The 20,915-nt window shown below is 63.6% G+C and carries 13 protein-coding genes; 6 read left to right on the forward strand and 7 right to left on the reverse strand.

The window, feature by feature from the left end; genetic code table 11:
- Window positions 1–92 precede the first annotated feature (92 nt).
- Together NKH49_RS08565 and NKH49_RS08570 are read left to right on the forward strand one after the other, a co-directional pair.
- Complete coding sequence (locus tag NKH49_RS08565; protein ID WP_352925915.1) at window positions 93–4,913, forward strand: NAD-glutamate dehydrogenase; 4,821 nt, start codon at window positions 93–95, stop codon at window positions 4,911–4,913.
- A gap of 189 nt (window positions 4,914–5,102) precedes the next feature.
- Window positions 5,103–6,482 carry an MFS transporter gene (locus NKH49_RS08570; RefSeq protein ID WP_352613251.1) on the forward strand — a complete coding sequence of 460 codons (1,380 nt, stop codon included), beginning with the start codon at window positions 5,103–5,105 and terminating at the stop codon, window positions 6,480–6,482.
- 37 nt (window positions 6,483–6,519) lie between these two features.
- Here the strand turns inward: NKH49_RS08570 and purH are convergent, their stop codons facing one another.
- From purH to htpX, 4 genes are all read right to left on the reverse strand, one after another.
- Window positions 6,520–8,136 carry a bifunctional phosphoribosylaminoimidazolecarboxamide formyltransferase/IMP cyclohydrolase gene (gene purH, locus NKH49_RS08575; RefSeq protein WP_352613253.1) on the reverse strand — a complete coding sequence of 539 codons (1,617 nt, stop codon included), beginning with the start codon at window positions 8,134–8,136 and terminating at the stop codon, window positions 6,520–6,522.
- A gap of 84 nt (window positions 8,137–8,220) precedes the next feature.
- On the reverse strand, window positions 8,221–9,969 hold the full coding sequence (locus NKH49_RS08580) for a heparinase II/III family protein (RefSeq protein ID WP_352540908.1): 1,749 nt from the start codon (window positions 9,967–9,969) through the stop codon (window positions 8,221–8,223).
- A gap of 146 nt (window positions 9,970–10,115) precedes the next feature.
- Window positions 10,116–11,504 carry an RsmB/NOP family class I SAM-dependent RNA methyltransferase gene (locus NKH49_RS08585; protein WP_352613255.1) on the reverse strand — a complete coding sequence of 463 codons (1,389 nt, stop codon included), beginning with the start codon at window positions 11,502–11,504 and terminating at the stop codon, window positions 10,116–10,118.
- Window positions 11,495–12,508, reverse strand: coding sequence for a zinc metalloprotease HtpX (htpX, locus tag NKH49_RS08590; protein WP_352540910.1), 1,014 nt, complete (start codon window positions 12,506–12,508; stop codon window positions 11,495–11,497). Before htpX ends, NKH49_RS08585 begins: the two co-directional genes overlap by 10 nt.
- A 116-nt stretch (window positions 12,509–12,624) precedes the next feature.
- On the opposite strand from htpX, the gene NKH49_RS08595 reads away from it, so the two are divergent.
- A complete protein-coding gene (locus tag NKH49_RS08595; RefSeq protein ID WP_352451229.1) occupies window positions 12,625–12,837 on the forward strand; it encodes a DUF1674 domain-containing protein in 213 nt (70 codons plus the stop codon).
- 17 nt (window positions 12,838–12,854) lie between these two features.
- On the opposite strand, the gene NKH49_RS08600 is transcribed toward NKH49_RS08595, so the two are convergent.
- Window positions 12,855–13,526, reverse strand: a complete 672-nt coding sequence (locus tag NKH49_RS08600) for an HAD-IA family hydrolase (protein WP_352613257.1) — start codon at window positions 13,524–13,526, stop codon at window positions 12,855–12,857.
- A 178-nt stretch (window positions 13,527–13,704) separates the two neighbouring features.
- Here NKH49_RS08600 and NKH49_RS08605 point away from each other — a divergent pair, with 178 nt between their 5' ends.
- The 3 genes from NKH49_RS08605 to NKH49_RS08615 all read left to right on the forward strand — a co-directional run bounded on the left by NKH49_RS08605 (window position 13,705) and on the right by NKH49_RS08615 (window position 17,921).
- On the forward strand, window positions 13,705–14,574 hold the full coding sequence (locus NKH49_RS08605) for a transglutaminase-like domain-containing protein (protein WP_352613259.1): 870 nt from the start codon (window positions 13,705–13,707) through the stop codon (window positions 14,572–14,574).
- A 329-nt stretch (window positions 14,575–14,903) separates the two neighbouring features.
- Window positions 14,904–16,265 (forward strand): pilus assembly protein TadG-related protein, encoded by a 1,362-nt coding sequence (locus NKH49_RS08610; RefSeq protein WP_352613261.1) that lies wholly within the window; start codon window positions 14,904–14,906, stop codon window positions 16,263–16,265.
- Between the two features lie 387 nt (window positions 16,266–16,652).
- Window positions 16,653–17,921: a class I SAM-dependent methyltransferase gene (locus NKH49_RS08615; RefSeq protein ID WP_352451225.1), complete on the forward strand. Its 1,269-nt coding sequence runs from the start codon at window positions 16,653–16,655 to the stop codon at window positions 17,919–17,921.
- Here the strand turns inward: NKH49_RS08615 and NKH49_RS08620 are convergent, their stop codons facing one another.
- Both NKH49_RS08620 and acs read right to left on the reverse strand, forming a co-directional pair.
- Window positions 17,922–18,665 (reverse strand): MOSC domain-containing protein, encoded by a 744-nt coding sequence (locus tag NKH49_RS08620; protein ID WP_352613263.1) that lies wholly within the window; start codon window positions 18,663–18,665, stop codon window positions 17,922–17,924.
- Window positions 18,665–20,620, reverse strand: a complete 1,956-nt coding sequence (gene acs, locus NKH49_RS08625) for an acetate--CoA ligase (RefSeq protein WP_352471293.1) — start codon at window positions 20,618–20,620, stop codon at window positions 18,665–18,667. Before acs ends, NKH49_RS08620 begins: the two co-directional genes overlap by 1 nt.
- Between the last annotated feature and the right edge of the window lie 295 nt (window positions 20,621–20,915).

Below are 20,915 nucleotides of genomic sequence, written 5' to 3' on the forward strand. Positions count from 1 at the left end.
TTCCGACATTTCGTCGCAAGCCGTCAAACCTTTGTCGCCAAATACCCGTCATCTGTTAGCATAGCCGCAAAAACATGTGACGGGAGGGACTCATGGCCAGCGTAAAGTCAGCGAGCCGGTTGAAAAAAGCCGGCCTGACGAGGGGTGAAGCCGCGGGTGGTGAAAAGCCCGGCAGGCTTGCCGACTACCTGCTGGCCCGAGCTCCGGCCGAAGATGTCGCCGCCTACGACGTCATCGATCTCGAACGCGCTGCCGAACTCGCCGGCCGCGCAGTGGCCAGGCACAAGAAGGACGACTGCGTCGTTGCCATAGACGTCGATTCCGGTGTCGTCCGCCAGGGCCGGCCGATGACGGTGATCACTGTCGTCAACGACAACATGCCGTTCCTGTTCGATTCCGTCCTCGGCGAGATTACAGAAAGCGCCGGCGAGCCGCTGCTGGTTACCCATCCAGTCATAGTCGTCAGGCACGGCAAGAACGGCGTCGAGGAAATCCTCGGCGATGGCGGTTATGCCAAGGGCGACCACAGCCATGACCGACTGAGCGTCATCCATGTCCATATCGGCCGCCTTTCGGCCGAGCAGGCCGAAGGCCTGGCCGCACGCCTGACGAAACTGCTCGGCCAGGTGCGAGCCGCCGTCACCGACTGGAAGCCGATGCTTGCCCGCCTCGACCAGGCGATCTCGGAATTCCGCTACTCGCCAGTGCCGCTCGACAAGGCCCATGTCACCGAGGCGATCGCCTTCCTCGAATGGCTGCGCGACGACAACTTCACCTTTCTCGGCATGCGCGAATTCAACTATACCGGCGGCGAGACGAGCGGCATGCTCGAGCGCGCCGAAAAGCCCGGCCTCGGCATCCTTTCCGATCCCGACGTGCTGGTGCTCAGACGCGGCACCGAAGCGGTGAGCACGACGCCGGAAATCCGCGCCTTCCTGCATGGGCCGGAACCGCTGATCGTCACCAAGGCCAACGCCAAGTCGTCGGTGCACCGCCGCATCTACCTCGACTACATCGGCGTCAAGACCTACACCGGCAAAGGCGTGCTTTCAGGCGAGCTCCGTATCGTCGGCCTGTTCACCTCGACTGCCTATACGCGCTCGGTGATGAAAATCCCCTATCTGCGCTCGAAGGCGGAAACCGTCATCGCCAAATCCGGCTTCAATCCAAGCGACCATTCCGGCAAGGCATTGATCAACGTGCTGGAGAGCTATCCGCGCGACGAGCTTTTCCAGGTTCCGGTGCCGATCCTGCGCAAGCATGCCGAAGCCATCCTGGGCTTGATCGAGCGGCCGCGCGTCAGGGCATTGGTGCGTGTCGACCAGTTCGACCGCTTCGTCTCCGTGCTCGTCTTCGTGCCGCGCGACCGCTACGACAGCGTCGTGCGCGAGAAGATCGGCACCTATCTGAAGACCGTCTTCGAAGGCCGGCTGTCCGCCTATTACCCGGCCTTCCCGGAAGGCGGGCTGGCGCGCGTCCATTTCATCATCGGCCGTTCCGGCGGCAAGACGCCGAAGGTCGAGCAGGCAACGATCGAGGCGGCGATCCGCGACATCGTACGGACCTGGGACGATGCCCTGCGCGAGACCGCGACCGAGACCGGCGCCGATGCGAGACTCACGGCCATCGCCTCGCGTTTTTCGGAAAGCTATCGCGACAGTTTTCGGCCGGGCGTGGCGCTGGCCGATGCCGGGCGCATCGCCAAGCTCGATGCGTCAAATCCGATCGCCATCGACTATTACCGTCACGCCGACCAGAAGCCGCATCAGGCGGCGCTGAAGATCTATCACCATGGCAGCCCGGTGGCGCTGTCGCGGCGCGTGCCGGTGCTGGAAAACATCGGTTTCCGCGTCATCAGCGAGCGCACTTTCGAGGTCGGCGACAATCAATCCGGCATGATCAATAGTGATCAGCCCGGCATGGTCTTCATCCACGACATGGAACTCGAGAACAACTACGGCAGGCCGATCGACCTCGGCAATGGCGGCGCGCTGTTCGAGGATGCATTCCTTTCCGTCTGGCGCGGCAATGTCGACAATGACGGCTATAACGGCCTTGCCCAGACCGCAGGCCTGTGGTCGGGCGAGATCACCGTCCTGCGCGCCTATGGCCGCTATCTGCAGCAGGCCGGCATCCCGCAGAGCCAGGATTTCATCGCCGCCGCGCTCAACCGCTATCCCGAGATCGCCCGCGGCCTGCATGCGCTGTTCGTCGCCCGCCTCGGCCCGACGGCCGAAACAGAAGGCGTCGTCCAGGCCAAACATTTGAAGGCCAAGATCACGGATGCGCTGGAAGACGTTCCCAACATCGACGACGACACCATCATCCGCCGTTATCTGAACCTGATCGAAGCCTCGCTGCGCACCAATCATTTCGTTGCCGATACGAAACAGAAAGGCCAATCGTTGGCGATCAAGCTCGATTCGCAATCGGTCGACGGGCTGCCGGCGCCGCGGCCATGGCGGGAGATCTTCGTCTACGGCTCCGAGGTCGAAGGTGTGCATCTGCGCTTCGGCCCGGTCGCGCGCGGCGGCCTGCGCTGGTCGGACCGTGCGCAGGACTATCGCACCGAAGTGCTCGGCCTGGTCAAGGCACAGCAGGTCAAGAATGCTGTGATCGTGCCGGTTGGCGCCAAGGGTGGCTTCTATCCGAAGAAGTTGCCGATGGGCGCCGGCCGCGACGCCATCTTCGAAGCCGGCACGGCCGCCTACAAGAATTACGTTTCCAGCCTGTTGTCGATCACCGACAATATCGGGCTGGACGGCGTCATCCCGCCAGCCGGCGTCGTGCGGCGCGATCAGGATGATCCGTATTTCGTCGTCGCCGCGGACAAGGGCACGGCGACCTTCTCGGACATCGCCAACGCCATCAGCGAAAGGCACGGCTTCTGGCTCGACGACGCTTTCGCCAGCGGCGGTTCGGCCGGCTACGACCACAAGAAGATGGGCATCACCGCCAAGGGCGCCTGGGAAGCGGTCAAGCGGCATTTCCGCGAGATGAACCGCGACATCCAAACCACGCCGTTCACCGTCGTCGGCGTTGGCGACATGTCGGGCGACGTGTTCGGCAACGGCATGCTGCTGTCGGAGCAGACCCGGCTGATCGCCGCCTTCGATCATCGCGACATCTTCATCGATCCCGATCCCGACATGGCGGCTTCGATGGCCGAGCGCCGGCGCATGTTCGCGCTGTCGCGGTCAAGCTGGCAGGACTACGACAAGACGAAGCTGTCCGAAGGTGGCATCATCGTCTCGCGCAGCCAGAAGTCGATCACGTTGCCCGCGGCCGCGGCCACGGCGATCGGGCTCGGCAAGACAACAGCCACGCCGGTCGAGATCATGAGTGCCATCCTCAAGGCGCCGGCAGATCTTTTGTGGTTCGGCGGCATCGGCACCTATGTCAGGGCATCGGGCGAGACCAACCAGGACGTCGGCGACCGTGCCAATGACGCGATCCGCATCACCGCACTCGACCTGCGTGCCAAGGTCATCGGTGAAGGCGCCAATCTCGGCGTCACACAGCGGGCGCGCATCGAATTCGGATTGAATGGCGGCCGCTGCAACTCAGATGCGATCGACAATTCGGGCGGCGTGAACTGCTCAGACGTCGAGGTCAACATCAAGATCGCGCTGGCTTCCGCCATGCGGAAAGGATCGCTGACGCGGCCGTCGCGCAACAAATTGCTGGCCGAAATGACCGACGAGGTCAGCGCCCTGGTGCTGTCCAACAATTACCAGCAGACGCTGGCGCTGTCCCTTGCTCGCAAGCGCGGCCTTGCCGACATTGCCCATCAGAGCCGCTTCATGGAGGCGCTCGAGGCGCGCGGGCTGCTCGACCGTGCCGTCGAGACGCTGCCGTCGCCGGCGGCTCTTGGCCCGCGCGCAGCGCGCGGCGCGCCGCTCACCCGGGCCGCGCACGGCGTGCTGCTTGCCTATGCCAAGATCGTGCTGTTTTCCGATATCGTCGCCAGCGACGTGCCGGACGATCCGCATTTCGACCGCGACCTGATGGGTTACTTTCCCGACCGCATGGCAAAGAAATATGCGGCGGAAATCCACGGCCATCGCCTGCGCCGCGAGATCATCGCCCGTGCCGTCGCCAATGACCTGGTCAATCGCGGCGGCCCGTCCTTCGTCAACAGGCTGCAGGAAGCGACCGGGCGCAGTGCCGCCGATGTCGTGCGCACCTTCGCCGTGGTGCGGGATGGCTTTGCGCTGCCGGCGCTCTATCGCCAGATCGACGCGCTCGACAACCGGATCGACGGACAGATCCAGCTCGACCTCTATCAGGCGGTCAGCCGGCTGATCTATGTGACCAGCGGCTGGTACCTGAAGAACGATGCCGGCACCGCACCACTCGGGCAGCGGATCACCGAGTTGCAGGATGCGCGCAAGGCGCTGGAGCCGAAGCTCGTTGCGCTGTTGCCGGCCTTCTCGCGCGAGCGGATCGAGGAGCGGCGGCACAACCTGTCGAAGGGCGGCGCGCCCGAGAGCCTGGCCGAGCAACTGGCGTTGACCGATGTGGCGGAACTCATCCCCGACATTGCGCTGACGGCGCGGACGGCAAATGCCGGCATCGTCGCTGCCGCCAAGGCGTTTTTTGCAGTCAGCGATGTCTTCCGCATACCGCGCGTCGAAGATGCGGCGCGGTCGATCACGCCCTCGGATTATTACGATCAACTGGCGCTTTCGCGCGCCACCGACACGATCGGCGCGGCCAGGCGCGGCATCGCGGTGGCGGCACTCACCAGTCATGCCGAGGCGGCGGATCCGGTGACAGCATGGTTGGAGGCGGGCGGCGAACGGGTCGGACGCATCCGCGAGCGGCTGCAGGCTCTGACCGAGGGCGGCGACATCACCGTGTCGCGGCTGTCGGTGGCGTCCGGCCTGATGAGCGATCTGACAGGGCTGTGAGACGTCTTCCACATCGCGCGGGATTGCCGGGAAGAACTGCGCTATTGAGCGAACGGCGCCCTGCGTTGGGGGGCGCCGGAGCATGATCCCAAAAAGTGACGATCGGCTTTTGGACAAGATCGTGCTCAACAACAAGACGGAGCATCATTCCGATTCGATCGGCATGGAGCAAGCTCCAGCGGAGGGGACATGGCTGAGATGGCAGTGCAGCGGGCATCGGGACGCGGCATCTGGGGATGGATGCTGTTCGACTGGGCGGCACAGCCGTTTTTCACGGTCGTTACCACCTTCATCTTCGGTCCTTATTTCGTCTCGCGCATGGCCAGCAATCCAGAGACCGGGCAAGCGGCCTGGGGCTACGGCATTGCCGCCGCCGGCGTCGTCATTGCCGTTTTGTCGCCGGTCCTCGGCTCGATCGCCGATCAGACTGGACCACGCAAACCGTGGATAGCCTTCTTCGCCGCGGTTAAAATCACCTGCCTCACCCTGCTGTGGTTCGCCGCGCCCGGCTCTAATCTTTTTCTGGTCGTGGCGTTGTTCTCGCTGGCGTCGGTCGCGGCGGAATTCTCGACTGTGTTCAACGATTCGATGATGCCCCGCCTGGTGCCGAAGAGCGACATCGGCAGGATCTCGAACATGGCCTGGGGACTCGGCTATCTCGGCGGCATGATCGCACTGATCTTCGTCGTTACCGTCATGGCCGGCTCGCCTGAAACCGGCAAGACCGTCGTTGGGCTCGACCCGATCTTCGGCCTCGACCCCAGGCTCGGCGAGGACGCGCGCGCCACCGGACCGTTGTCGGCGGCCTGGTATTTCCTGTTCATCCTGCCGATGTTCTTCTTCACGCCTGATGCGATCAAAGGCATTCCAATCGGGCCGGCGGTGCGCGAAGGCCTGTCGGAACTGAAGTCGACGCTGGCCGAAGTGCGCAAGCGCAGCGGCATTTTTCGCTTTCTCGTCGCCCGCATGATCTATCAGGACGGCGTCAATGCACTGCTGGCGCTGGGCGGAACGTTTGCGGCGGCAATGTTCCATTGGTCGATTACCGAGATCGGCCTGTTCGGCATCATCCTCAACGTCGTTGCCATCGTCGGCTGCCTGGTTGCCGCACGCCTCGACACAGCACTGGGTTCCAAGACCATAGTGATGATTTCGCTGGTCATGCTAAGCATCGCTACGCTCGGCATCGTCTCGACCGGCCCGGGCTATACGCTGTTCGGCGCCTGGGTGATGATGCCCGGACTGGACGGCGGCGGATTGTTCGGCACGGCGGCGGAAAAAGCCTACATTTTCTACGGCCTGCTGATCGGGCTTGCTTTCGGGCCGGTGCAGGCATCGTCGCGCTCCTACATGGCGCGCAGCGTCTCCGCTGCCGAATCGGGCCGCTATTTCGGCATCTATGCGCTGGCCGGCCGGGCAACCAGTTTTGCCGCACCCTTCATGGTGGCCACGATCACCCTGGCCAGCGGCTCGGCGCGGCTCGGCATGGCGGCGATCGTGCTGTTCCTTGGCGCCGGCATGGCGATCCTGATCGGCACGCCCTATCCGGCGGATCGGCCGGCGGAGTGAGCTGCTCTTGCCTTCTCCCGCAGCGGGGGTAACGCGTTCAATGCCGGAAATGCCTCACTCCGGTGAAGACCATGGCAATGCCGTGAGCGTCGGCGGCGGCGATGACATCGTCGTCGCGCATCGAGCCGCCGGGCTGGATGACGGCTGTGGCGCCGGCTTCGATTGCCGACAAAAGCCCATCAGCGAACGGGAAAAAGGCATCCGAGGCGACGACCGAGCCCCTGGTCAAAGGCTCCGTCAGGCCGGCAGCTTCGGCCGCGTCGAGCGCCTTGCGCGCCGCGATGCGCGAGGAATCGACCCGGCTCATCTGGCCGGCGCCGATGCCGACTGTAGCGCCATCCCTGGCATAGACGATGGCGTTCGACTTGACGTGCTTTGCCACGCGAAAAGCGAATTTCAGATCGGCCAATTCGGCCGGCGTCGGAACGCGCCTGGTCACCACTTTCAGATCGAGGTCATCCACCACCGTGTTGTCGCGGCCCTGGACCAGCAAACCGCCAGCAACCGACTTCAAGCCAAGGCCCGCCGCGCGCGGGTCGGGCAGGCCGCCGGTGACCAGCAGGCGTAGGTTCTTCTTGGCGGCAATGATGCGCACTGCTTCTTCGGACGCCTCCGGTGCGATGATCACTTCGGTAAAGGTCTTGACGATCTCTTCGGCGGTTCCGGCATCGAGGATGCGGTTCATGGCGACGATGCCGCCGAAGGCCGAGACCGGATCGCAGGCCAGCGCCTTGGCATAGGCCGCCTGCAGCGAAGCGTCCTCAGCGACGCCGCACGGGTTGGCGTGCTTGATGATGGCAATTGCTGCGGAGCGCGACGGGTCGAACTCGCCGACCAGCTCGAAGGCAGCGTCGGTGTCGTTGATGTTGTTGTATGAAAGCTGCTTGCCCTGAAGCTGGCGCGCCGTGGCGACGCCCGGCCGCCTGTCGCCGTTGACATAGAAGCCGGCGCCCTGATGCGGGTTTTCGCCATAGCGCATCACCGACTGCAGCTTGCCGCCGAAGGCGCGCCATGTCGGATGCTCGATCTCAAGCGCCTCGGCGAACCATCCCGAGATCGCCGCATCGTAGGTGGCGGTGCGGGCAAAGGCCTTGGCTGCCAGCTTCTTGCGGAAATCCAGCGACAACGAGCCGAAATTCATCTCCAGCGCGTTGAGCACCGAGGCATAGTCATCGGGATCGGTGACGATGCCGACATAGGCGTGGTTCTTGGCCGAGGCACGGATCATCGCCGGGCCGCCGATGTCGATGTTCTCGACGATCGCCGCGTAGTCGGCGCCGGAGCGACGCACCTCTTCGAACGGATAGAGATTGGAGACGACGAGATCGATCGGCTCGATGCCGTGGTCGCGCATCGCTGCGGCGTGCTCGGGATCGTCGCGCACGCCAAGCAGTGCGCCATGCACCGACGGGTGCAGCGTCTTGACGCGGCCGTCCATGATCTCGGGAAAGCCGGTGAGCTCGGACACGTCGCGCACCGCCATGCCTGCCTCGGCAAGCGCCCTTGCGGTGCCGCCGGTCGAGACTAGCTCGACGCCGGCCGAAGCCAGCGCCCTGGCGAAATCGATCAGGCCGGTCTTATCAAAGACGGAAAGGAGCGCGCGACGGATGGGTACAAGGTCGGGCGCGGGAATGTTCTTGGCGGCGACGGCCATGGGCTGGCGGCCTTTCCAGTTCTGGTTGGAGAGCGTCCGCGGGCCGTAGCATATGAGGCCCGGAAATCAAGCCGCAAGACTTGATCAGTGTCTGCCGTTGCCACCGGCTTCAGCTTTTTCCGGACGGCCGGCGATGATGGTGCGCGTCAATTGCCAGTGGACCTCCGAAATTTCCGAGGCCTTGAACGCAAGCACGATCTGGCGGCTGCGGCGCGGGCCGCCAAGCCCTGCGAAATAGATCGATTCCTCGACCTCGGGCACCACTTCGGTAGAGGTAAACACCCAGGTGTCGGCATGGTCGGCGGCCAGCACCAGACGGTCATGCTCATCCTGGAGCAGGCTAATATCGGGATGGACATGGAAACGCACCGTGACGAAGTCACGGCCATTGTTGCGGATAGAAGCGCCGCCCGGGCGCAGGAAACGGTCCCTGCCGGCAAACACATTGCCTTCGGTCGATAATTTCAGCTCGCGCTCATGCAGGAAGCCGAAGCGCGCTGCATAGCCGTCATGGCGGGCGATGAAGCCCTGGCTGCCCTTCTGGTCGGTGCGCTTGCAAGGCACATGCTGCGGCCCGCCGATCAAAGGCGTGCCGAGCAGGTCGTTGACGCGCAAGGAGTGATTGAAGCGCGCCGACGACGTGTCGTTGATGGTGGCGGTCGAGTGGGCGGCGGTGGCGCGGGCAAGCGGCCGGAACTCGGCGGCGCCATAAGTGTCTATTCCGGCGTTGACGATATAGTGCTGGCGGCCCGACGACAATTCGAAGGCGAGGCATCCGGCGTGAGCGGCATTGGATACGTCGACAGGGGGCGGCGGGCCGGTATCGGCGATCACAGTGACACCGCCCATCGACAGGCGCTCATAACCCGAATGCGGCGCGTGCAGCAACGGTGCGCCGGCGGTGTCGTCGTGATGCAGGATGCTGGCGATACGGTCGTGAATGGTGGCGCCCATGCCGTTGAAGCGGGCAAGGCTGCCGTCCTGATGGCGAAAGAAGCGCAATGCCGGCAGCATCCGGTCGATGGCGCCGATCAGGGCGGCCGGCGGTGTCTCGGCCTGATTGGCGTATGTCTGGCGCAACGGCAGAAGGTCGGCGAGGATTTCAAGCACGGCCATCGGATTGCGCGAGATATGGCCGCCGTCAGGCAGGATCTGGCGGTCGAGCTCCTCGGCGAGATTGCGGGTAGCACCGCGTAGCGCCGAGGCCGGCGCCGGCAGCGACAAAGCGGCAAAGGCCAGCGCAATGCGGGCGCGCAGCCGGTCCTTGCCGTCCGGCATCTCGCGCACCATGGCGCGCAGATAGCGGATCTGGACGGCGAGCGATTTCAAGAACGCGCGGTAGAACGGAAATTCGGCGCCCTGCAACACGATCGAGGAATGCTGCAGCCAGGCAATGACACGCTTGGCCGTCGTGCCGGGCTCCCAGGCGACGCCGGAAATATGGCTGCCATGGATTGCAATCCAGTCGGAAACCAACGCCCGCGCGTTGGCGGCGGCTAGCTCGGTGCCGGCGGCACGCATATGCCGCAGCCAGCGAAAGCCATGCAGCGTTTTTTGCCAGCCGGGATTGGGCACGTCGATCTGGAAGGGCGATTTGCCGCCGGTCTCGACCAGATGCCCCGAAAGCGGATAGCGGCCGTAATAGATCTCGAGCGCGATCTGAGGATCGGCGAGCCGCAGGTCCGGTGGGGCGATCAGGACGCGCTCCGGCGTGCGGCCTGAGTAGCGCCAGCGATAGAGTGGCCCGGCGCGCAAGCGCCGGCGCGTCTTGCGCCAGAACTCCCTCGCGACAAGCGTCCACAGACGCGTCGTGTTACCGGCAGCGATTGCCAAAACCCCTCCTGATCGTCCTCACCCAGGCACAAGTTTATATGATTCAAGAACTTGTGCGAAGGCGAATTCCGCGGCAGTGGGGCCGTTCAGCCTGTTTTCCATGCCTCCTCGCCCCAAGAAGCCGGACGGCGCTTCAAGATCGGCCCTTAGCCGGTTCTGCGCATGCGGGCGGCGAAGAAGCCGTCCAGCCCGGAGCGGCCCGGCGAGCCTAGCTCCAGATCGGCAGGCGTGGTGCGCAACGTGCCTTGCGGCGTCAGAAACGGGTCGATGCCGGCGATCTCACCCGGCCGAAGCGGGTCGTCGACAATCTCCGCATTGCCGGCGAGAAAGTCGCGATAGAGCTCTTCGCCTTCCAGTGGATCGAGCGAACAGTTGGAAAAGACGATGCGTCCACCAGGCTTGACCAGGGTGACGGCGCGGGCAAGCAGCCGGCGTTGCAGGTTGGCCAGTTTTTCGACGTCGGCCGCCGTCTTCGTCCAGGGGACGTCGGGATGCCGCCGCACCGTGCCGGTCGAAGAGCAAGGTGCGTCGAGGAGGACCGCATCGAAGAGGTCCTTCGGCTCGTATTTGAGCAGATCGGCCTGGACGATCTCGGCGGCCAGACCGAGCCGTTCGAGGTTCTGCGTCAGCCGTGCCAGCCGCGTTTTGGACATGTCGAGCGCGGTGACGTGGGCGTCGGCGAGGATCAGCTGGGCGGTCTTGCCGCCCGGCGCGGCACAGAGGTCGGCGATTCGCAAACTATTGATGTCGCCGAACAGCCGGGCCGGCAGGCTGGCCGCTGCATCCTGAACCCACCAGGCGCCTTCCCCAAAGCCGGGCAGTTCGGTCACGGAAGCGCTGAGCTTTTCCACCCGCACCGTGCCGGTCGGCAGGACAAAGCCGCCGAGCCGTTCGGCCCACAGCGCCGGGTCCGACTTGACCGAGAAATCGACCGGTGCCTCATGGCGATGGGCGAGCAGTATCTGCCTGGCCTTGTCGAGGTCGTAGACTGTTTTCAAACGGTCGGAAAACCATTTTGGCGCCTCGTCGGTAGCGGCAAGTGCTGCGGCGAGCTCGTCCTGCTTGGCCCGCGCCAGCGTGCGCAGCACGCCGTTGACGAGGCCGGAAAAGCGCGCCGTGCGCGGATCGGACTTGGCGTGTGTCACGGCGAGGTCGACGGCGGCGCTGTCGGGAACATCGAGGAACAGGATCTGCGCTGCCGCCACATGCAAAATGTGCGAAAGCGCCGTGGCGTTGGGCGGTAGCGGCTTTTCCAGGCGACGGGCCAAAAGGCCTGATATGGTCATGCGGTAGCGCAGGGCGGTGACCAGAATGGCGCGCACCAAAGCGCGGTCGCGCAGGTCGAGCGCCTTGTATTGTGGATGACCGTTCTCATGGTCGGTCAGCCCGTCGAGCGGCGTCCTCGCGTCGATGACGGCGGCAAGCAGCCGCGCGGCTGCCTTGCGCGCGGCGAGACCGGCTACGGCCTCGCCGCTCGAATTGTGTTCACGATCGCCTGAAATTCCGTGCCGGCGCTTCGCTGAACTCACGACCACGGACCTTTGGGGCCGGTCGGATTGCGTCCCCAGGGATTGGGTCTCGGCTTGGCCGGCTCAGCCGGCCTCTCGGGCCGCGCGGCCCTGTCCCACGGACCAGACGGCTGCCCGGTCCCTTCCGGCGCCGGCCTTGGCGTCGCGGCCGCTTCGGGTGCGCCGGCCATTTCGCTCGCCATCCTCTGCAACGCGGCGATGCGGTTTTCTGTGCTCGGGTGAGTGGAAAACAAACTGTCCATACGCTCGCCGGAAAGAGGATTGATGATGAAGAGATGGGCGGTTGCCGGATTGCGCTCGGCATCCGGGTTGCGGATGCGTTCGGCGCCCCGCGCGATCTTGTCAAGCGCCGAGGCGAGCCACAGCGGGTGTCCACAGATTTCGGCACCGCGCCGGTCGGCCTCATATTCGCGGGTGCGGCTCACCGCCATCTGCACGATCATGGCGGCCAAAGGCGCGACGATCATTGCCACCAGCACGCCGACGATGCCGAAGGAATTGTTGTTGTCGCGGTTGCCGCCGAAAAAGAAGGCGAAATTGCCGAGCATCGAAATTGCGCCGGCAAAGGTGGCGACGATCGTCATGGTCAGCGTGTCGCGGTGCTGCACATGGGCGAGCTCGTGCGCCATCACCGCCGCGACTTCTTCATGCGATAGCCGCTCGAGCAGGCCGGTGCTGGCGGCGACAGCGGCATTTTGCGGATTGCGGCCGGTGGCGAAGGCATTGGGCTGCGGATTGTCGATGAGATAGGTTCTCGGCATCGGCAGGCCGGCACGTTGCGCGAGACCCTGCACGATGGCGTAATATTCAGGCGCGTTGCGTTCGTCGACTTCGATCGCACGGTGCATCGACAGCACCATCTTGTCGGCGTTCCAATAGCTGAACAAATTGGTGCCGGCGGCGATCAGCAAGGCGATCATCATGCCGCCGGATCCGCCGACCAGATAGCCGACGCCCATGAACAGGGCCGTCATTGCGGCCAAAAGCATGGCGGTGCGAAGGGTGTTCATCGTCTGCTCCATTTGGGCCCAACAAAGGGGTCGATCCTTGTGGGCCCATCGCTATATGATGGGAAACAGCGGTTCCCGTTTCAATCGGGGCCTGTTTCAATCTAGCGGAAGATCGCATGATCGACAAAACCAGCCAAACGCATGCTAACGGCTCGCCGCAAAAGCCGCTGACCCCGGCAGCCAGGCGCGCCTTGGTCGAGGCCGAGGCCCGGCGGGAGAAATATCGCGAGCAGGAAGCCACGCTGCCGAGGGAGATCGGCGGGCGCGGCGGCAAGGAGCCTGGCCGCTATGGCGACTGGGAGGTCAAGGGCCTGACCAGCGACTTTTAGCGCAAGCAGGATGCTAGTTAAGCAGGCTGTGCGGTCCGTTCCGCTTCGATGGCAATCCAGCCGTTGTCATCGACGGCGATGCCGATCGCGCCATAGCCGGTGATGGCGGCATGCGGCGTCTGCAACGGATGCCGGTGCGTGGCGCTGATCACCACGATTGCAGCGCCCGCGGCTTCGGCTGCCGCTATGCCGGCCGGCGCGTCCTCGAAGACGAGGCAGTCGCGCACATCGACGCCGAGCCGTTCGGCCGCCAGCCGGAAGCAGTCGGGCGCCGGCTTGCCGCGGGCCACGTCCTCCGCCGCAACGATCACGGCGGGAGCCGGAATGCCCGCGGCCTGCAGGCGCAGCAAGGCAAGTTCGCGCGGCGCGGAGGTGGCGATCGCCCAGCTTCCAGGCGGCAGCGACGCGAGGAAGGCTGCGGCGCCGGCAATCGGGCGAATGCCCTCGACATCGGCCGCCTCGGCCTGCAAAAGCGAATCGGCTTCGCGGGCAGGATCGACGCCCGGGAGCGCCAGCCGGCCGATGGTCTCGATCGCCCGCACACCGTGGATGGTCGGCAGGAATGCGGCGACGTCAAGACCGTGCCGATGCGCCCAGGCTGCCCAGACCCTTTCCGCTGCGGCAATCGAATTGAGAATCGTGCCGTCCATATCGAACAGTAAGGCCGCGAATTTTCTGCCTGCGAACATCGGCTTTCCCGGGTCATCTTGGAGGGATTATGTCAAAAGACGCGTGTCGATCGACCGTAGCGTTGCCGCGTCCGTATGGGAAGCCGCGAGGCGTCGTTTTCGACGTTTGCAAGGAACCGCCGCACACTCTCCTGCGTTGACCACCACTATCTTCCATGACGATCGTAGGGGGACGGCGATGCTGATCAGGCTCGGCTATGAAATTGCCATTGAATGCGCTGCAGCCACGCCGATTGTTTCGCTGCTCGAGATCCATCGGGATCGCCAGGCCGACATCAAGCGGCAGACGCGCGTGCTGACGTCGCCGTCGGTTCCGACCAGGGTCTACCACGATCTTTTCGGCAATAGCTGCCGCCGCTTCACGGCGCCGGCCGGAAGCTTTCGCATCCTTTATGACGCGGTGGTCGAGGACAGCGGCGAGATGGACGAAGTCAACACGCTGGCCAGGGAAGTCCCGGTTGCCGAATTGCCGGACGAGGTGCTCGGCTATCTGCTCGGCAGCCGTTACTGCGAGACCGACCATCTCGGCGACCTGGCCTGGCAACTTTTCGGCCAGCTTCCGCCGGGCTGGGCGCGGGTGCAGGCGATCGTCGACTATGTCCACAACCGCCTGTCCTTCGGCTACGGCTATGCGCGCTCGACCCGCACGGCGGCGCAGGCGCATGAGGAACGCGTCGGCGTCTGCCGCGACTTTGCCCATCTGGCGATCACGCTCTGCCGCTGCATGAACATCCCGGCCCGCTACGTGAACGGCTATCTCGGCGATATCGGCGTGCCCGCCGATCCGGCGCCGATGGATTTCTCGGCGTGGGTGGAAGTGTTCCTCGACGGCAGGTGGTACACTTTCGATCCTCGCCACAATGTGCCGAGGATCGGCCGCGTCGTCATCGCCCGCGGCCGCGACGCCACCGACGTGCCGCTGCTGCACAGTTTTGGCCCGCATCGGCTCACCCTGTTCAAGGTCTGGACGCACGAGCAGGAAGGTAATCTGTTCAAGCCGCCTTATCGTGGCGTCGACAAGACGGTCAGCGCACGGATGCTGGCCTAGTCTTTCGGGACACATTCACAGTCCGCGTTTCCATTTCCCGCCACCGCGATCGTGCTGAACCGGTTCGATACATCTCGTCTGTACCGGATTGGGACGCAGTCCAGTCGTCCTGAATTGCGAGCCTGTTCGTGGTAAGCGCTTTGTCGACAAAGCCGTGCCGGCGCAGCTTTCGTTTACCCGCTGTTTACCCTGCCGCCGCTCGAAACCGTTTGGAAACAATGACCTGATCGCGGGCCGGTCGCTTTCCCGGGCCTTGCGGCGCGATCCGGCCGGATTCCTGCAATGCGCGTTCGGACAGCTGCAGGCTGTAGCGAATGGAGGCGGAAGGAATGCGGCGTTTCGGGGGTCTTGGTCAGACGATCGGCGGCTTTGCCGGGGATCGCAGCGGAAATTTCGCGGTCCTGTTTGGGATAATCGGCTCAGTGCTGGCACTGAGTGTCGGCGTTGCGGTCAACGTATCCCAACTCTACAATGTGAAATCGAGCCTGCAAGGCGTCGTCGATGCAGCGGTCACCTCGACGGCCCGCGACCTGACGACCGGCGTTATCAGCGAGGCCGAAGCCAGCAAATCGGTGCAGGCCTTTCTCGATGCCAACAGCACGGCGGGTATCCTGCAGGACAACCAGATCGTCCTCGACAATCTGGTTGTCGACAGGACAGCCAAGACTGTCCAGGCGGACGTTCATGTCAATGTCAGCTACTATTTCCCGCTTTTCAGCACGGGTAGCATGCAGCGCGTTCCCGCATCGACGACGGCTCTCTATTCGGACAAGCAGATCGAAGTCGCGATGATGCTCGATGTGACCGGCTCGATGGCAGGCCAGAAAATCATCGATCTGCGGACGGCTGCGGCGAATGCCGTCGACAGTTTTCTGGGCGGTCAGGACACCTCCAAACCGCGCGTGCGGGTTGCCATCGTGCCTTATGCCAATTCGGTGAATGCCGGTACACTTGCCGCCAGCAGCGTCTATGTGGAAACCACCGCCAGTCAACGCAAACAGGCGCCGGCCAATGACGCTGTGCAGTATGTCTCGGGGCTCATCCGTCCTGACAATTGCGCCACCGAACGCAAGGGGACCTACCAATATTCGGACGCAGGCCCCGACGCCAGCATGGTCAACCGCGACTACCTGCTGTCGTCCTTCGCCTGGCAAACCGGCACCGCCGCCTGCCCGGCCGCCACGCTGATGCCGCTGACGGCGGATGCGACGGCGCTCAAGACTGTCATCAAGAATTTCGTCGCCTCCGGCGGCACTGCCGGCCATATCGGCGTGCAGTGGACCTGGTACATGCTCTCGGAGAACTGGGGGGGCATCATGAGGACTTCGCAGCGGCCAGCCAAGATGGATCCAAGAAAGGTCGCCAAAATCGCGATCCTGATGACCGACGGCGAATTCAACCTGTCCTACTTCGATGCGAGCACGGTGAGCGACGTCTACAATGACGCCGGCAAGGAGCCGACCCGCACGGCCGCCAAGAAACTTTGCGCTGCCATGCGCGACAACGGCATCGAGATCTTCACTATTGGGTTTGACCTAAACGAAACGAATGCCAAGGCCACGCTCCAGGATTGCGCGAGCCCGGACACCGCCAAGATCAAGCACTTCTACCAAGCTGCCAATGGAACCGAACTCAACCAGGCTTTCCAGGACATAGCCCGCAACGTCGAGATGTTGACCGTAACCAAATAAGGGACAACAGCCCAAAAAGGAAAAGGCCGCCGCTTCTCGCGAAGTCGGCGGCCTTCCGTGTTTCCGTCCATGGCGCGGCTCCTGGCGGCGACGGTTGGTCGCCAGCCGCGCATCTCGCGCCTTAACGGGAAGACTGCTTCCCGAAAGTGCGATCCGCTGAGGCCACGTTCTGGAAAACGAAATCACTCGACATCGGATCACCTCCTTTCGATTTGTTGAACACTTCCTCATGATGGGGTGTCATCCGGCAAATGGCAAGGCGCGGCACTCGAAAATCCTGAACAAGCGTGCTTGTGCACTCGGGCGGCTTGCGGCCGGCCGATCGGGCAGGCAAGATCGAGCCGCGATTGTTCCGGGCCGTTATTTGCCGGGTAAGGGAGGACGGGGATGGAGGCAGCCGAGAGAGCGGCCCGGATTGTTCGGACGGTCATCGAAACGCTGAAGCCGGGTTTCGCGGTGAGGCTGTGGACAGGCGAGCGGATCGGCCCGGCTACCGGCCCGGTGCTCACTATCAACGACCAGGACATCGTCTGGCAGATCGTACGTCGGCCCTCTTTATCGACGCTGATCGAGATGTGGATTGCCAAGGCGGTCGACGTCGAAGACGGATCGCTGTTCGATTTCTACGCCTTGCCCACGCACGGCAAGCTCAGGACGAAGCTCAAGACATTGCCGAAGCTGGCGATCCTGCGCGACCTGCCGGCGGTGCTGTTTTCGCGAAAACAGATGACGACGCGAACCGATCTTTCCGGCCGCAATCCTTTCGTCAGCGGTTCGAGCAAAGAGGCGATCCAGCATCATTACGACATTTCCAACGCATTCTACCGGCTCTTCCTCGACGAGCGCATGGTCTATAGCTGCGGCTACTTCAAGGATTTCGCCAACGATATCGATCAGGCCCAGAGAGACAAGCTCGACCATATCTGCCGCAAGCTTCGCCTGAAGCCCGGCGACAGATTGCTCGACATCGGCTGCGGCTGGGGAGCGATGCTCATCCATGCGGTGAAGAATTATGGCGTCGTCGGCCACGGCGTTTCGCTATCGGAAGCACAGACCGAACTCGCCCGTGAACGCATCCGCGCCGCCGGGCTGGAGGACCGCATCACCATCGAGATCAAGTCCTATGCCGAGCTGTCCGGCTCCTTCGACAAGATCTCCTCGATCGGCATGTTCGAGCATCTGGGGCTTGCCAACCATGCGGCCTATTTCTCGAGGATCCATCGTCTGCTCAAGCCCGGCGGCATCTATCTGCACCACGCCATCACCCGGCGCGACAAGGGCAGCTTGAAGAAGACGCTGCGCAAGGGGCCGGAATTCAAGGCGCTGATCAAATACATTTTTCCGGGCGGCGAACTCGATACGATCGGCATGACGCTCGGCAATCTCGAGGCGCACGGCTTCCTCGTCTACGACGTCGAAAACTTGCGCGAGCACTATGCGCGCACCTGCAGGCTATGGGCAGAGCGTCTCCACGCACGCTTCGACGAAGCCATCGCCGAGGTCGGCGAAGCCAAGGCGCGGCTCTGGCTGCTTTATCTGACCGGTTGCTCGATCACCTTCGAACGCGCCTCGGCGCAGGTCTTCCAGACCGTTGTCACCAGGCGCGCGCGCGGCCCGAGCGGCCTGCCGCCGACGCGGGCGGATTTGTATCGATAGCTACAGGAGGCGCATCGTGGCGCCGATCTCGACGCGGGCCGGTCGGTCGACGGTGCAGTAGACGCCGAGATTATGGGCGTTGTGGCGGACCAGGCTGCGCAGGATTGCCGGGTTGTGGTCGAACCCGTTCTGGCCAATGATGGTGAAGCCGCAGCGGCGGCACGGCTCGGAGATGGTCAGGAGCAGGTCGCCGATTGCCAGCTTGCACCCGATCCATTCCGTCTCGGGAAACGACCCCTCGACCTCTGGCATATCGACGACGATGTTGGGGCGGAAGCGGCGCGCGTCGGCGGCGCCCTCTGGATGCAGCACTTTCAAACGCGCCAGTGAGGCGGTGGTCAGCAGATGAATAGGGGTTTTGACGTAGCGTTCCGTCAGCAGGGGGCCGAGGTAATCCGGAGCCGCATTTTCCCGGCGGAACGGCCGGATGGAAGCCGCAAAGCCGAGATACGCGGAAACCGCGCGATCACTTTGCGCGCCAGGTGCCGAAAGCCAGCGTCCGTCGGGGATGGCGACCTCCAGCCTGCCGGCCTGCGACAGCCGGGTGCGGATGCGGGGCACCTTGTGCCATTTCGCTTCGCGGTCGGGCCGCGCGATTTCATCGGTCGAGGTATCGACAAGACCAAACAGGCGGTCGCCTTCGACGGTATACCAGTCGACGGAGATCGCCTCCTGAAACTCGCCGGCGAGCGAGCTCGCGGGATAGCGCCAAAGCTCGGTGACGGCGCCCAATGCGGGTTGCATCAGCCCTTCTTGTTTTGCCGGTTGGCGATCAGGTCGTCGACGACTGCCGGGTCGGCGAGCGTCGAGGTGTCGCCGAGCGCGGCAAAATCATCCTCGGCGATCTTGCGCAGGATGCGCCGCATGATCTTGCCGGAACGGGTCTTCGGCAGGCCGGGCGCGAACTGGATCTTGTCGGGCGAAGCGATGGCGCCGATCTCCTTGCGGACATGGGCGACGAGCTCCTGGCGCAATTCCTCGCTTGGCGTCTCGCCGGCCATCAGCGTGACATAGCAGTAGATGCCCTGGCCCTTGATATCGTGCGGGTAGCCGACGACGGCGGCCTCCGAGACCTTCTCATGCGAAACCAGCGCCGATTCGACCTCGGCGGTGCCCATGCGGTGGCCGGAGACGTTGATGACGTCATCGACGCGGCCGGTGATCCAGTAGTAGCCGTCAGCATCGCGGCGGCAGCCGTCGCCGGTGAAGTACCTGCCCTTGTAGGTCGAGAAATAGGTCTGCACGAAGCGGTCGTGATCGCCATAGACGGTGCGCATCTGGCCCGGCCATGAGTCGGCAATGCAAAGATTGCCGCTGGCTTCGCCTTCCAGTACCTTGCCGTCGGCGTCGACCAGCTGCGGCTTGACGCCAAAGAAGGGCCGCGTCGCCGAACCCGCCTTGAGGTGGGTGGCGCCCGGAACCGGCGTGATCATGATGCCGCCGGTCTCGGTCTGCCACCAGGTGTCGACGATCGGCACCTTGCCGTTGCCGACGACGTTGAAATACCACTCCCAGGCTTCCGGATTGATCGGCTCGCCGACGGTGCCGAGCACGCGCAGCGACTTGCGCGACGTTTTGGTGACATGGGCATCGCCGGCGCCCATCAGCGCGCGCAGCGCCGTCGGCGCCGTGTAGAAGATGTTGACCTTGTGCTTGTCGATCACGTCCCAGAAACGCGACTGCGACGGGTAGTTCGGCACGCCTTCAAACATCAGCGTGGTGGCGCCGTTGGCGAGCGGCCCGTAGACGATATAGCTGTGGCCGGTGACCCAGCCGACATCGGCGGTGCACCAGTAGATATCGCCGTCATGATAGTCGAAGACATATTGGTGGGTCATCGAGACATAGACGAGATAGCCGGCGGTGGTGTGCAGCACGCCCTTCGGCTTGCCGGTCGAGCCGGATGTGTAGAGGATGAACAGCGGGTCCTCGGCGTTCATCTTCTCGGGCTTGCATTCGGCCTTAACCGTGGCGACCTCGTCATGGTACCAGACGTCGCGCCCGGCGGCCCAGCCGGTCTTGCCGCCGGTGCGGCGCACGACCAAGACCTTTTCGACTTTCGTTCCGGCCTTGGCGGCGATCTCGATCGCCTTGTCGGTGTTCTCCTTCAGCGGGATAGTCTTGCCGCCGCGCAGGCCTTCGTCGGCGGTGATGACGAAGGTCGACTTGCAGTCGTCGATGCGTCCGGCCAGCGCATCCGGCGAAAAGCCGCCGAAGACAACCGAATGAATGGCGCCGATGCGCGTGCAGGCGAGCATCGCATAAGCGGCCTCCGGGATCATCGGCATGTAGATGGTGACGCGGTCGCCCTTCTTGACGCCGTGCTTCTTCATCACATTGGCGAGGCGGCAGACACGTGCGTGAAGTTCGTTATAGGTGATCTTCCTGTCGTCGTAGGGATTGTCGCCTTCCCAGATGATGGCGGTCTGTTCGCCGCGCTTCTTCAGATGCCGGTCGATGCAGTTCCACGAAACGTTTGTCTGGCCATCCTCGAACCATTTGATCGAAACCTTGCCGTCGAAGGACGTGTTCTTGACCTTGCTGTAGGGCTTGAACCAGTCGATGCGCTTGCCGTGCTTGCCCCAGAACTTGTCCGGGTTCTTGACGCTGTCGGCGTACCATTTCAGGTAGGTGTCATTGTCAATCAGCGCGTTCTTCTTCCACGCCGGCTGGACGCGATGGACATGAACATCGGACATTTCTTCGCCTTCCTCCCCAAAACCAAACCGCCGGCTTGACCGCCGGCAGGATCGCGGCGATGCGGCCGCGAATTCGCGCGCATTATTAACAGTTCGGCGGTGACGGCAACATTAGACGTTGGATTCGCGCGGCGGGATGCCGCAGGTGCCTTGCCGGGCGGTGTCAGCACTCTCGTGAGGCGGCTGCTAAGCGCATGTTTTTGCGGGAGGAATCTGGTTTGATCGCAGAAATATCAATAGACGAATAAGCAAATGGGGTGCACAATTTCAGGCTGGGAGGAAGGAGAATCAACCA

The organism is Mesorhizobium sp. M1088 (assembly GCF_040318575.1).
Classification (GTDB): Bacteria; Pseudomonadota; Alphaproteobacteria; order Rhizobiales; family Rhizobiaceae; genus Mesorhizobium.

What these genes read in the sequence shown, in the direction of transcription:
- NKH49_RS08565 (WP_352925915.1), top strand. Translation starts at nt 93, where the DNA reads ATGGCCAGCGTAAAGTCAGCGAGCCGGTTGAAAAAAGCCGGCCTGACG.
- NKH49_RS08615 (WP_352451225.1), top strand. Translation starts at nt 16,653, where the DNA reads ATGGAGGCAGCCGAGAGAGCGGCCCGGATTGTTCGGACGGTCATCGAA.
- NKH49_RS08595 (WP_352451229.1), top strand. Translation starts at nt 12,625, where the DNA reads ATGATCGACAAAACCAGCCAAACGCATGCTAACGGCTCGCCGCAAAAG.
- NKH49_RS08605 (WP_352613259.1), top strand. Translation starts at nt 13,705, where the DNA reads ATGCTGATCAGGCTCGGCTATGAAATTGCCATTGAATGCGCTGCAGCC.
- acs (WP_352471293.1), bottom strand. Translation starts at nt 20,620, where the DNA reads ATGTCCGATGTTCATGTCCATCGCGTCCAGCCGGCGTGGAAGAAGAAC.
- NKH49_RS08620 (WP_352613263.1), bottom strand. Translation starts at nt 18,665, where the DNA reads ATGCAACCCGCATTGGGCGCCGTCACCGAGCTTTGGCGCTATCCCGCG.
- NKH49_RS08600 (WP_352613257.1), bottom strand. Translation starts at nt 13,526, where the DNA reads ATGTTCGCAGGCAGAAAATTCGCGGCCTTACTGTTCGATATGGACGGC.
- purH (WP_352613253.1), bottom strand. Translation starts at nt 8,136, where the DNA reads ATGGCCGTCGCCGCCAAGAACATTCCCGCGCCCGACCTTGTACCCATC.
- NKH49_RS08570 (WP_352613251.1), top strand. Translation starts at nt 5,103, where the DNA reads ATGGCTGAGATGGCAGTGCAGCGGGCATCGGGACGCGGCATCTGGGGA.
- htpX (WP_352540910.1), bottom strand. Translation starts at nt 12,508, where the DNA reads ATGAACACCCTTCGCACCGCCATGCTTTTGGCCGCAATGACGGCCCTG.
- NKH49_RS08610 (WP_352613261.1), top strand. Translation starts at nt 14,904, where the DNA reads ATGCGGCGTTTCGGGGGTCTTGGTCAGACGATCGGCGGCTTTGCCGGG.